Source organism: Leptospira sp. B5-022 (genome assembly GCF_000347035.1).
Lineage (GTDB): Bacteria > Spirochaetota > Leptospiria > Leptospirales > Leptospiraceae > Leptospira_B > Leptospira_B cinconiae.
Map to the genome: position 1 here is coordinate 464,046 of NZ_ANIJ01000015.1, position 12,861 is coordinate 476,906.

The following is a 12,861-nucleotide window of genomic DNA, read 5'->3' on the forward strand; positions in this document are numbered from 1 at the left end:
TTGGTTGGCCCGCAGGTGAATTACAAAATTACGACATCTTTATAAAGTATCCGCGTAATTCCGAAAGATCCCGGATCTTGAAACTCGTTATCAGGTTTCTATCGACGACCTTTGTTTTTGGAGGGATTTATAGGAAGAGAAACCCCGCTGAATAGCGGGGTTCGGTAGAATTTTTGAAAAGCGGAAAAGAAGAAGAAACTAAATTAGAAAGTTTCTTTTGCGTTGAGTTTCAACTTTTCCTTCTGAACGTCTTGTTGTACGTATTTTGTTTCGTTTAATTGCTGAGCGGTTCTGGCTACTTCGTCCGCATTGGCTCTGGTAGCTTCACGTTTTTGCAACTGGGTACGAACTTCTTCCACAGTGGAAGCCTGGCTTAATATACGAAGTTCTTCACTGGACGCTTTCAACTCATCCACCAGGTTATTGTATTCGAGAACGTCGTTTTTCTTGAGAACGATTAATCCTTTCAGTTCTTTAACGGACTCAGGTCTCAAAGAAAGGATCAATTTTTCGGTCAACTTTTGGTTCTTTTTCAGGGTAATCTCCCTGTTTCTCTCCAGGATGACTTCCGATTCTTCTCCAACCTTAGATACTGCGACCGAACCTTCTAAAACCGCGAATTTAACATCACAATGTTCTTCTGCGCAGTTCACTTTTTTGCCTGTTGGATTTTCAACAGAAGTTAAGAAGGTAGTTCCACGAACTCCCGCGAGAGCGGTAGGAGTCACTACGCTGAAATCGGAGGTCTTGTTCTCTTTACGAACTAGGGTTACGATCCTTCCGTAGTTCAGATTGACCTTAACGTTAGTTCCTTCGTCTCCCACTAGAGCTGCGATAGAAACTTCACTCTCTTTGGAAACCTTGATGATACCGCTTTCGGCAACCATGATCTCTACGGATCCGTTCTTACCGGTTAGAATCGTATCAGCAGCAGTTACTGTCTGACCGAATTCGGCTTTTTTTTCACCTTCGGCGGACTGGACTTTTACATCTCCATTCAACCAAACGATCTTAGCAGCAGAAGACACCGCTTCCGATTTTACTTGGCCACTGCTTGTTTTAGGACTACAAGCGATCAGATAACCGATTGCTAGTAGAGTCATTAGAATTAGGGTGTTTTTACTTTTTAACATATATTCTCCCCCGCTTTTTAAGCTTAAGAATCCTCTAGATATAACAAACTAACAAGGACTTTTTACCAATACTTCTGTTTAAACCATTTTACAAAAAGCAAAAGATTTACCTTGGAAAAAAATTTCCAAAGAATGCCCCTTTGGCAGTTTAGGTTTGAAAGCCTGAAAAATAACCCTTAAGGGTTATTTATTTACGAACGAATTCTATTTTTTCTCAGCTTTTTTAGGCTCTATTTCGGGTAAAGAATCCAGTTCTTCTTCCAGTTTGCATTTCGGATAATGATCCGCGTTCAGACTGGAACCCACCCAACCGAAAGCCTCTTGAGATGAGATAACGTGAATATCCCAACCTTGCACTATATTCGGGCAATCCCAGACTTTATTCTTACATAACACTTGGCTTGCCTTAGGTTTTGGGTATGCCCAAGCGGCCGGTGGATGAAGACATTGCATCTCCACTTCCGCCAACTTACGCATACGCTTTACGTTTTCTTCAAATTGTTTGAATAAATTTACCAAAGGATTGGCAAGCACTTCATTGAAGTAACCCCTGGAAGTGTTATATGCCAAGAAGTAGACCAATTCTTCCATTACATATTCTTTATCATGAGTAAAGGAACTAACAGTATGGATATACCGAGCGATCTTTAAGGAATCCGTGAGAAGTTCTCGTAGTACATCTTCCGATTTATCGGGTAGCCCTGCGTCTTCATCGTCGTCAGGAGTAGAATCACTTTCCCCATCATCGACCATCAACTCGGAAAAAAACGTTTCATCCGGATTTTCCCGATCCGATTTTTTAGGACCTGCTGCGACTACTTCCACATTATCCTGTAATCCGAGTGGAACGTGGTTCGAAGCGGCAGAACATACGAATTCAGGGAGGTCCAACTTTTGCATGAAGTTAGCGCATTGTTTAGCGATCCTAGTTTTTTCGGTATCATCCGGAAAAGGCCGATTCCAATGATCCCCGGATACTCTAGCGATATCCATAAAGATCCCACCAAGAAAAGAATACCTACGTAACATTTTATATTTGAGGGCATCCGGAATGAGAACGATCCCCAAAGCAAGTAAACCTAGTTCGCAGATATGTTTGAAAAAAGGAGGATTTGATTCGTATACCTTAAAAAGTGCAAGTAAATGTTTCTTATTATTGATCCCGTTACGAATAATTCCCTTATAGTTGAATTTATTCTCTTCGTACATGAACTTTAAGAATTTCTTATCCGTTTGCTTGAGTTGCTGGACAATCTTTTCAGCCAACTTGTCCTGTATCTGACCGGTTAATTCTTTGGTTAATTTTATTTTAAATTCGGGATTGTACTGACCCTTAATTTCTTTCAGTCTGGTAAGAGCAGATTCTTTTACCTGAACTTCTTCTTTTACAAGAATGTTACCGCTATTGTCTTCGATCGCATTTAGGAACCGTAACATATTTCCGGCATCGTAAATACGTACGAAATTTAAAACCTCTTCGATCGAGTTGTATTCTACCGATTTAGGATTTACTTTCATTCTTTAGGTGATCTCTACGTGTGATTCTAAACGGGTTTTCCAAGCTTGCAAGCATAGATTCCAGGCTCTTTTTTCTTTCCGTACTTATATCGGTCGCTTCTCCGATAGAAAACAACATTTTGCATCCCGGGCCCGCGTCACAACAATCGGAAATGTCACATTCTTCTTTATACTTTCTCAATTCCGGGTAACTTTCTAGGATTTCACCTTTCGACAAATGTAAGATCCCCCATTCTTTGATGCCTGGAGAATCGATTAAAACGATATTATCTTCCAGGACTAAAAAGTTCGAGTTTGTCGTCGTATGTTTACCCTTCTTAGTGGAAAAACTGACCTGCGAGGTTTTTTGCAATTCCCTATCCGATAAGACGTTTACTAAGCTAGATTTTCCGACTCCGGAATTTCCGACTAAGTAGGTGGTTTTGGAAGAAAACTTGGAGTACAGTTCTTCTAGACCCTGGCCGGTCTGACAAGAAACCATAATTACCTCATAACCTAGATCTTTATAAACGGAAGAACGTTTAATGGCCGTTTCTCGATCCACTAGGTCCAATTTTGTGAATACAATTAGGGGAGGTACCTGGGAGAGATACGCGGCCGCCAAACAACGATCTAAAAATCCGTCTTTGGTTTCCGGATCTTTTAAAGAGGCAAGAACCGCGATTTGATCCACGTTTGCACAGAGAACTTGTGCATCCCCCTCTTTACTCTTACGCAAAAGTTCGTTTTTGCGGGCTAATCTCTCTTCGATGGCCCATTCTCCGCCTGATTCCATCGCGTAAACCCTGTCGCCTACTACAAAGGGATGTCTTTCTTTTGAGGAGATATTTCTGAGTCTCCCTCGAAGTACAGCTCTTACCCTTCCTCTTTCCGGAGAATATAAATCATAGAAGGCTCCGAAGACCCTCGCTATCGTAAAAAACTCCTTTACTGGATTCGTGGAAGTAGACATTCTTAAGCCTAATTTTACAGGCACGCGATGAAAATCATACGCAAATTCGGACCAATATTCGGTCTTGTTTTAGCCGCATTCCTTCTGCAATCGGCGCTAATATTCGGTTTGGATTTCAGATCCTTGGATCCTGATCGTACTATCGTGCTTCTCATCAGTTTGCCTTTTACCACTTTGGCTGCCGTTTTCGTTTGGATTTGGTTCAATGAATTCGGACCTTCATGGAACTTATCATCTGCTCTTTCCAAACTGACAGACCAAGAATATGTAAAATACCTTTCTTCGTTAGATAAATTCAAAAGTGATCTGATTGCAACCAACATCACGGAAAGTGTATGCGGTAAAATCCTAAAATTTCTCCCAAGTATCATCAGCACAAGTCGGGCGAAAATTTATTTATGGAGAGAGGATCTTGGAAAATTTTCCCCGTATCCAAGGGATTCCGGAGAAGATCATTTTTACATTTTCGATCCCTTCCTATTATGGATCACTGAACACGATAAAATTTTTTATTCGGAAGAATTTATCGATAACGTAAAACTACAACCAATCAAGGAACATGCACTTTCTTTCACAGCAAAAACAAAGGCCGATCTTCTTGTTCCTTTTATCTTAAACAAAAGCCTTTTAGGCATGTTGGTTTTAGGTCCTAAAAACGATGGAAGAAAGTACACCGCTTCCGAGCTGGAAAAACTGAATGAAATGCGTTCCGTTTCGGTAATGTCGCTTTCCAATTCCATTTTTTACGAAAGACTAATAGAATTAACGGAAACCCTCGAAGAAAAAGTAAGACATAGAACGCAAGAACTGGAGAACGCCCAATCTCAACTGATCATGTCCGAAAAGATGGCTTCTCTAGGAACTATGGTTGCAGGGATCGCACACGAGATCAATACTCCGGCAGGGGTTATTAACGGTTCCGCGGATAATTTAGAATCGAATATGAATTATATCGTAAAGAACGTATTCGAAATAGTCAGATTCGCAAGAAATAAGAAGTTAAGAAAATCGTTCGAAGTCGCCCTTCTTCATATCTTAAGAGACCGGAAAAAAAGTCAGGCAATGGAATCCAAAGACAAATTCCGGATCAAAAGAGAATTGAAAGAAGAAATGATCGAAATGGGGGTAGAAGTTTCCCTAGCGGGGGAAGTTGCTTCTTTCATCATCGAAAACGATATCATGGAGGTGAGAAAGTACATCTTGGAAATTCTGGCCCAAGGAGCCAAACCCGGATATGAAATGCTTAAACACGCATCCAATACGAGCCGCAATATTAAGAATATTAAATATTCTATAAAAAATATAGTTAGGATCGTAAAAGCGTTAAAATATTATTCTCACCTGGACCAAAGCAAATCTTTCACAAGCGCCGACCTGATAGAAGGTATCGAAAATACTTTGGTGATCATGAACAACCAACTTAAGTACGGTGTGGAAGTGAAAAAGAACTTCTCCACTATTCCGAAAGTTGTATGTAATCCGGATGAATTGAACCAAGTCTGGACCAATCTTATACAAAATGCAAACCAAGCAATCCGGGGACAAGGCACGATCGAATTATCTGCGTATTCTTCAGGCGACACAGTAACGATAGAAGTGCAAGACGACGGCCCTGGGATTGATCCTTCCATCAAAGACAGGATCTGGGATCCATTCTTCACTACAAAAGATCAGGGAGAAGGTTCCGGACTCGGTTTAGGCATAGTAAAAGGGATCGTGGAAAAACACAAAGGAAAGATCACTGTGGAATCCATGCCTGGAAAAACGGTCTTCAAAGTAGAATTGCCGCTTAGACCTCCCCAACCGAATGCGGAAACAAATTTAGAAAAACCCGCAGTATGAGTGCAAAACCTAAAAAGAAAAAAATAGAACTAAAAGCGGAGAATTTTTACGAACTAGTTTATAAAATCGTAAAGAAAGTCCCGAAAGGAAAAGTCACCAGCTACGGCAGGATCGCTATTCTGATCGGCAAACCTAGAGCGGCCAGAGCAGTTGGTTACGCCTTAAACGCTTTGAAAAAGGGTCAAGAACAGAAAGTTCCTTGGCAAAGAGTCATCAATAGTATGGGGAAAATTTCCCATAGAGGTGATACACCTAGAGCCATCCTTCAAAAAAAACTTTTAGAATCCGAAGGTATCAAATTTTCTAGAGAAGAGGTCGTGGATTGGAAACGATTCGGCTGGCCTGAATAATTTATCGTAAGGTCTCAAATGCAAAAGCCGGTAGTATTAACGATCGCAGGTTCAGACTCCGGAGGTGGAGCAGGGATCCAAGCCGACCTAAAAACGTTCAACTCTACCGGATCTTTCGGAACATCCGTAATCACATGTTTGACCGCGCAAAATCCGGACGGCGTCGCGGGCATTTTAGAAGTAGATCCCGACTTTTTAGAAAAACAACTCTTAGCTGTACTTTCTTATTTCCCTGTAAAAGCGATCAAAACCGGAATGTTATTTTCAGAAAGCCTAATCCGGAGAATTTCTAAAATTTTAAACGAATACAGAGCCAAAGGACAAAACTTCGAGTTAGTTTTAGATCCCGTGATGGTGGCAACAAGCGGTGCGAAACTTTTGCAAGACGGAGCAATTCAATCTTTGATTTCCGAATTGGTTCCAATGGCGAGTGTCGTCACTCCAAACTTGGACGAGGCGAAAATTTTAGGCTCCGCAGAAATTATCAAAACCGGATCCATGGAGTCGGAAGCGGTTTCTCTTTCTAAAAGATTAAAGGTGCCTATTTTATTAAAAGGTGGTCATATCAAAAATTCCAAAGAGGCTTTAGACGTATTAGGAATTCCGAATGGAGAAACCTTTAAGTATGCGAAACCTTTTATTGAGGATTTTAATCCTCATGGAACCGGATGCACATATTCTTCCGCGATCGCTTCCTATCTTGCACAAGGATTCCCTCTTTCCGAGTCTGTAGCAAAAGCAAGGGAATTTCTACATGCGGCTATTTTGCAGTCCTTCCCTGCAGGAAAGACTAAGACATTAAATCATAATCCGAAACTTTAGTTTTTAGGAACGAGTCCCAATTCTTCCTTCGAAGCATTTTCTAAAATTTCTAGAGGAAGAGAACCTTTTCCTAAAACGAAGCCGTGATATTCTTTGATATCGAAAGCTTCTCCTTTGACCGATTTCCAATCCTCTCTCATTTTTAAGAAGGAGATCATTCCGATCTTGTAAGAGCAGGCTTGTCCTGGATAAACGATATATCTTTCGATCTCGGCGGAAACTTCTTTAGGAGCCATGCCGGTATTGTCCGACATATAACGGATCGCATCTTCTCTGCTCCAACGTTTGTAATGGATCCCCGTATCCACAACCAAACGAACTGCTCTGAACAATTCAGCTTGTAGCCTTCCAAGATCTATAAAAGGGTCGGAGTAAAAATTATAATCTTTCGCGAGTCTTTCTGCATACAATGCCCAACCTTCTACAAACGCGGTAAAATGTGTTGTTCTTAATTTTCGCGGCGCAGAAGTCAATTCTTGGGACCAAGCGATCTGCAAATGATGTCCCGGGATTGTTTCATGATATGTTAATGTATTCATTCCGAACTTAGGAATTTCTTTCAGGTCGCGGAGATTTGCGTAGAATACACCGGGGCGTTTTCCATCCAGACTGGGTTCTTCATAATAAGCCCCAGGCGCTCCTGCTTCTTTAAATTCCGGAATTCTTTCTACCTGTACTTTTGCCTTCGGCCAAGACGGAAAGATAGGTTTGGATCTTTCAATGGATTCCTTTAGGATATCTTTGTATACCTCTATAACCTTTTCCTTTCCTTCCGGAGTGTTTGGAAATTGGAACTCAGGTTTTTCTCTCAGTTGTTTCATGGTAGCTTGAAGATTGGAAACTTTGATTCCGGAAGTCTCCAAAATAGATCTCATTTCGGTTTGTATTCTTGCTACTTCCGAGAGTCCTATAGAGTGAACTTCCTCCGGAGAAAGATTTGTAGTAGTATGATATTTTAATGTATGTTCGTAATATTTTTCACCGTTCGGAAGTTTCCATACTCCGGCTTTACTATCGGCAGATTTGAGTTGTTGTTCTAGAAAATTTTGAAGTTTAGAATAAGCGGGATAAACGGAACTTTCTAAGATTTTTTTTACTTCCGCCAAAGAAGAAGTTTTTCGTTCTGATACGATCTCATCATTCTTCTCTAATTTTTTGCGAAGGCTAACATACAGAATATTTTCTTCAGGATTTTTTACCCTGAAATTTTTCAATTCATCCAAGACTCTTCTTAAAATGAAATCGGGTGGGATTACTCCGTTGGATTGCCTGACCTCCAAACCTCGGATCACTTGTTCTAACTTTTCGGAAATTCCTTGTAGCCTCGCAATATATGAATCTACATCTTCATAATCTTCTATCATATGAGAAGTTGCCAAGAAGGAAGGAATATGATTTTGGACTCCAAAAAGCTGATTTACCGGATAAGAATTATAAATGTATCTTTCATAATCCGCCGCAAGTTCCAGATCCCACTGCAAAGCCTTATAATAGATCTTGTCTTCTCCGCTTAGTCCGGAAGGGTCATAAGTCCTCAAAGTCTCCAGATCCCTTTTTGCTTTATCCGCCCTTTCCATTTCCTTTTCAGGAGAAGAGTCGGACCACCTATAATTATGAGAAGTGATCCCCCAGGAATCCAAAATTCTGAGAGAAGTTAGGGTTTCCGGATCATCCAGAACATTCTCCCAAAAAATCTTTTCATAATATAAGCCTAATGTGATCGGCCGGAAATTAATCGTATGCCAAACTAATATTCCGATAGAAAGTAAAATTACGCCAATCGTCGATATAGAGATAATGAAGATCTTCTTCAGCATGGATAATGCTCCGATGTTTAGAAAAGTGGTATCAGGATTTTAGATAAAAATACGAGTAATAGTGTCCAGATCGCGGATGAGGATGCCGCAAAAGAAAAATGATTTTCCCAATTTAATAAAGGTACACATACGAATAAGAACATTCCGAAATAGGAAAGATAAGGGTTTCGAAGATACAAAGTTTTTTGCCATTCGAAAAATCCTTCTCTAAAGTCTTTTGCATCTCCTTTAACCTTGTTTAAGAAGATCCATTCCGAAACAAATCCGAAGACGGAAAATGTAAAAAAGAAAAAGGAAATGATAAGTATCCAAGACCAATCTAAAAAAGGGATCGGATACATTGTGAATACGATCGGAAGTGCAAAAGAGATCAAAGCGGAGAATGGAAAAAAAATAGTCGTCCGAAATAATCTACTTTCGGATAAAAATTTGAAAAACGGAATCCGACCGGGTAACTGATAAGATCCACAAAACAAACATTTTTCCGAATCGGAAAGAATGGAAGAGCCGCAGTTCCTACAATGAAAATTTTTTTTGAAAACTTCGGCTGCTTCCGACACTGAAAACCTCAGACCTTTTTGATCAAACTTTCGATCAAAGCTCTTAGGAAAGCTTCTTTCGGAGTTCCACTCTGTATCGGTTTATTATTAATAAATAAACTAGGCGTGCTATGGATCTCCACTTTAGCAGCATCATCCACTTCCTTATTGATCTGATTGCGGACCGCAGGAGAAGACAAACAAGCGCGGAACTGGTTCATATCCAGTCCTTCTTGCTGAGCCAAACTCAACACGGATGCAGGAGAATGAGCGATACGATTTTCCGTATTTCTATAAAGCCCTTCGTACACTGCCGGAAACTTATTTTGTTTATCCGCACATATCGCAGCAGAAGCGGCCACACAGGAACTTGCGTCAGGACGGGGAGATTGTACTAAACGGTTACAGTTTGCGTCCAAGGGAAAATTTTTATAAACGATCTTTACGAGTCCAGGATAGTCTCTCAAAACTCTTTTTAAGATGTGAGAAGTATCCATACAGTGACCACAATTGAAGTCCGCAAATTTTACGATCGTGATCGGAGCGTTAGGATCTCCTTGTATCGAAGAACCTTGTAGATCGATGGATACGACCGGTGCCTTTTCGTAATCAGCCAATTGTTTTTGGATCTGAGCGACACCTGTATGTTCTCCATCTACTAAAGAATCGTGGAAAGACTTTCCTCCGATCTGACCGGCTGCTAAGAATAATAAAACTACTATATAAGTATTTAAACCCTCCAGTTGGAAAACACTGTACGCTTTTTTCAAAGACTTGTCCTGATAGTTTTTAATTTGGAAAAATGTCCCTACAACCAAGATTAAGGTTAATATCCACGTAGCCGCACAGAGCCCGCAAATCGCATCTATATAAAATACTGAAGCAGAAAATAATCCGAGGTCGACCACCAGTCCTAGTAGCAAAATATAAAAAGAAAGAAGAAGATAACCTTCTCTATTTTCCGGGTTTTTCTCTGATCTTATAAAAAGGTATGTAACAAATCCGTAAAATGCGAAACCGAAAAGAGCTATTGGAAGATCTCCGAACCAAGGAACATCTCTGATCGCAGAAATGCTACTTTCGGAAACTTTGGAACAAGAGCCTGTCTCGCTTACAGCATCGCAAAGAGATTGGGCGAGTCCATCAGCGGTTTCTCCGCCGAAATATTTTCGTATCAATAAGAACGAGATAAACGCCGCGATACCGGAAATTGCGGCAAGAACATAGCTATGAGATAGTTTTTTCATTCGGGACTCCGATTACAAAATACCTTTATACGTACATGGAAGGCATAAGGAAAGAAAAAATAAGCCGATCTGAAGTTATAAAAGGGAATTTAAAATTAATCGGAGCCCAGGCTTGTGATCGCTTCAGCCAGATCTATTTTACCTTCATATAAAGCTTTCCCGGTAATCACTCCATACATAGAAACCGATGTACCCAATGCGGATAATGCCATAATATCTTTCAAAGAAGAAATACCGCCGGATGCGATTACCTGAAAATTATATCTGCTTAAAATTTCCTTATATGCGTTAAGGTTTGGACCCGCCAATGTTCCATCTTGTGCGATATCCGTAAAAATAATATTACGGATCCCTGCTTGCTGCATCTTTTCCAGAAGGTCCAGATATTTCACACCTGAATCCACTTCCCAACCTGCAATTTTGACGATACCGTCTCTAGCATCCACTGCCACAACAACCCTATCTTCTCCGTATTTTTTAAGAGCGAAATCCAGAAGTTCCGGATTGTTTACTGCGGCGGTTCCGAGAATAAAACGATCAATACCAATCGAATCGTAATATTCCAACTTCTCCTTATCTCGGATCCCTCCACCTAGCTGGATCTTTAAATTAGAAGATTTACGAATTTTTGAAATAGATTCCGTATTGATGCCGATCTGATTTCTTGCACCGTTAAGGTCCACAAGATGTAAAAGAGTAGCACCATTTCTCTCGAAACCTTCTGCAAGTTTCCAAGGTTCGGTTGAGTAGACCGTTTTTTCTTCGTATTTACCTTTGAATAATCTAACGGCGCAATTATCCAACAAATCAATGGCTGGAATTAAAATCATAAGGATCGAATAAAGTTCTCCAGGATCTTTAGACCGAAGGAATAGGATTTTTCGGGATGGAATTGTGTTCCGAAAACGTTTCCTTTTTCGACCACTGCGGGGAACTTCTCCCCATAATAATCGCAGAAGCCGGTGATAGCGGAACTCTCCACTCCAACGGGACGATAGGAGTGTATAAAATAGGCGAAGGATTCGTCTTCCAAATTTTTCAATAAATTACTTTTGGAAGGATTTCTTTTATATAATTTATTCCAGCCGATATGAGGAACCTTGTAGTTTTTTCCCTTAAACTTTCGGATCTTACCTTTGATATAGCCAAGCCCTGGAACGGTCTCATTCTTATTTCCGGAAACAACCTCGTCGGAATCTTCGAATAAAATTTGGAATCCGATACAAATCCCGAACAAAGGTTTTCCTACCTTCACATGATCGTCCACGAAGGTTCTTAAACCGGACTCATTCAAATTTCTCATGGCCTTATCAAAATGACCGTCGCCAGGAAGAATGATCGCATCCGCTTCTTGCAAAACGGAAGGCTCCTTAGTATAAGAAAAATCTTTAGTGAAAAGAGAGATCGCTTTTAAGCAAGAGTGAATATTCCCCATTCCATAATCGAGAACGGCTATCATTCCAAAACACCTTTGGTAGAAGGGATTGCACCGCCTGCAGCAGGATCTATCTCGATCGCCATTCTCAAGGCCTTACCAAAAGCTTTAAAAATAGATTCATGGATATGATGACGATTTTCTCCGTAATGAACGTGGACATGGAGATTCATCTTCGCATTCAAAGCGAACTTCTGTAGGAATTCCAACGACAACTCAGCATCGTAAATTCCGAACTTTCCCGCAAGTTCCGGACCGGTATACTTATAATAATATCTACCGCCCAGATCAACAGCAACAGTCGTGAGAACCTCATCCATAGGAAGAGTGTAATGACCATATCTTCTGATGCCAGCCTTATCTCCCAATTGTTTGTGAAGAGTAGAGCCAAGAAGAATTGCAGTGTCCTCGACACTATGGTGGCAATCGATTTCTATGTCGCCTCGCAACCAAAGATCTATATCCAGAAGGCCATGTTTAGAAACGTGAGAAAGCATATGCTCGAAGAACGGAATTTGAGTATCGAATTTATAATTTCCCGTACCCCGAATATTCAGGGAGAGCTTGATGTCCGTCTCCGAAGTTTTGCGTTCTTCTTTCATTATATCCTGACCCTACTTTCCTATTAATTATCGTGTCAATGAATTCCAAAAATAAGCTGACGGAAAGTCCCCGGAGCCAAAATTATCCCAAGGGGTAGAAATCCCGCCAACCACTAGCCGAAGTGGCGGAATTGGTAGACGCACTGGTTTCAGGTACCAGCGGGTAACACCGTGGGGGTTCGAGTCCCTTCTTCGGCAAAAAATTGCACTTAAACTAAATTAAGATCCAAGGGACTCGAAGCTTTCGAGCGAGAGTGTTTGCAGTGACCCTTAGGGAACGTCGCAAACGCGATCTGAGTCCATGGATGGACGAAGACGCGAGAAAGACGCCGTGGAGCCCAATCGAACAGGATGTGAGATTGCGAAACGGCGAGTCCCTTCTTCGGCAAAAAATTGCACTTAAACTAAATTAAGATCCAAGGGACTCGAAGCTTTCGAGCGAGAGCGTTTGCAGTGACCCATAGGGAACGTCGCAAACGCGATCTGAGTCCATGGATGGACGAAGACGCGAGAAAGACGCCGTGGAGCCCAATCGAACAGGATGTGAGATTGCGAAACGGCGAGTCCCTTCTTCGGCAAAAAATTGCACTTAAACTAAATTAAG

12 protein-coding genes and 1 tRNA gene are annotated in these 12,861 nt (G+C 41.0%); 4 read left to right on the plus strand and 9 right to left on the minus strand.

Annotated elements, in window-relative coordinates:
* Positions 1-203: 203 nt before the first annotated feature.
* The 3 genes from LEP1GSC192_RS07825 to rsgA all read right to left on the minus strand — a co-directional run bounded on the left by LEP1GSC192_RS07825 (position 204) and on the right by rsgA (position 3,603).
* A complete protein-coding gene (locus tag LEP1GSC192_RS07825) occupies positions 204-1,133 on the minus strand; it encodes a FecR domain-containing protein (RefSeq protein WP_020769161.1) in 930 nt (309 codons plus the stop codon).
* Positions 1,134-1,337: 204 nt separating this feature from the next.
* On the minus strand, positions 1,338-2,651 hold the full coding sequence (locus LEP1GSC192_RS07830) for a hypothetical protein (protein ID WP_020769165.1): 1,314 nt from the start codon (positions 2,649-2,651) through the stop codon (positions 1,338-1,340).
* Positions 2,635-3,603 carry a ribosome small subunit-dependent GTPase A gene (gene rsgA / locus LEP1GSC192_RS07835; RefSeq protein WP_020769307.1) on the minus strand — a complete coding sequence of 323 codons (969 nt, stop codon included), beginning with the start codon at positions 3,601-3,603 and terminating at the stop codon, positions 2,635-2,637. Before rsgA ends, LEP1GSC192_RS07830 begins: the two co-directional genes overlap by 17 nt.
* Before the next feature lie 27 nt (positions 3,604-3,630).
* Here rsgA and LEP1GSC192_RS07840 point away from each other — a divergent pair, with 27 nt between their 5' ends.
* The 3 genes from LEP1GSC192_RS07840 to thiD are packed head-to-tail and all read left to right on the plus strand — an operon-like array spanning position 3,631 to position 6,617.
* Positions 3,631-5,445, plus strand: a complete 1,815-nt coding sequence (locus LEP1GSC192_RS07840; RefSeq protein ID WP_020769049.1) for a sensor histidine kinase — start codon at positions 3,631-3,633, stop codon at positions 5,443-5,445.
* A complete protein-coding gene (locus LEP1GSC192_RS07845) occupies positions 5,442-5,795 on the plus strand; it encodes an MGMT family protein (RefSeq protein ID WP_020769172.1) in 354 nt (117 codons plus the stop codon). The genes LEP1GSC192_RS07840 and LEP1GSC192_RS07845 overlap by 4 nt, the downstream gene beginning before the upstream one ends.
* An 18-nt stretch (positions 5,796-5,813) precedes the next feature.
* Positions 5,814-6,617: a bifunctional hydroxymethylpyrimidine kinase/phosphomethylpyrimidine kinase gene (gene thiD, locus LEP1GSC192_RS07850; RefSeq protein WP_020769032.1), complete on the plus strand. Its 804-nt coding sequence runs from the start codon at positions 5,814-5,816 to the stop codon at positions 6,615-6,617.
* On the opposite strand, the gene LEP1GSC192_RS07855 is transcribed toward thiD, so the two are convergent.
* The 6 genes from LEP1GSC192_RS07855 to hisB form a co-directional block, all read right to left on the minus strand.
* Positions 6,614-8,434: a DUF885 family protein gene (locus LEP1GSC192_RS07855; RefSeq protein ID WP_020769148.1), complete on the minus strand. Its 1,821-nt coding sequence runs from the start codon at positions 8,432-8,434 to the stop codon at positions 6,614-6,616. The two genes, thiD and LEP1GSC192_RS07855, sit on opposite strands and share 4 nt — an antisense overlap.
* Positions 8,435-8,451: 17 nt before the next feature.
* Positions 8,452-8,994 carry a hypothetical protein gene (locus tag LEP1GSC192_RS07860; protein WP_020769111.1) on the minus strand — a complete coding sequence of 181 codons (543 nt, stop codon included), beginning with the start codon at positions 8,992-8,994 and terminating at the stop codon, positions 8,452-8,454.
* A gap of 8 nt (positions 8,995-9,002) precedes the next feature.
* Positions 9,003-10,220 carry a thioredoxin domain-containing protein gene (locus LEP1GSC192_RS07865; protein WP_020769209.1) on the minus strand — a complete coding sequence of 406 codons (1,218 nt, stop codon included), beginning with the start codon at positions 10,218-10,220 and terminating at the stop codon, positions 9,003-9,005.
* A 95-nt stretch (positions 10,221-10,315) separates the two neighbouring features.
* On the minus strand, positions 10,316-11,050 hold the full coding sequence (hisA, locus tag LEP1GSC192_RS07870) for a 1-(5-phosphoribosyl)-5-[(5-phosphoribosylamino)methylideneamino]imidazole-4-carboxamide isomerase (protein ID WP_036089275.1): 735 nt from the start codon (positions 11,048-11,050) through the stop codon (positions 10,316-10,318).
* Positions 11,047-11,679, minus strand: a complete 633-nt coding sequence (gene hisH / locus LEP1GSC192_RS07875; RefSeq protein ID WP_020769336.1) for an imidazole glycerol phosphate synthase subunit HisH — start codon at positions 11,677-11,679, stop codon at positions 11,047-11,049. The genes hisA and hisH overlap by 4 nt, the downstream gene beginning before the upstream one ends.
* Positions 11,676-12,257: an imidazoleglycerol-phosphate dehydratase HisB gene (gene hisB, locus LEP1GSC192_RS07880; protein ID WP_020769053.1), complete on the minus strand. Its 582-nt coding sequence runs from the start codon at positions 12,255-12,257 to the stop codon at positions 11,676-11,678. Before hisB ends, hisH begins: the two co-directional genes overlap by 4 nt.
* A gap of 116 nt (positions 12,258-12,373) precedes the next feature.
* On the opposite strand from hisB, the gene LEP1GSC192_RS07885 reads away from it, so the two are divergent.
* Positions 12,374-12,455, plus strand: a tRNA-Leu gene (locus LEP1GSC192_RS07885).
* Positions 12,456-12,861: the final 406 nt, after the last annotated feature.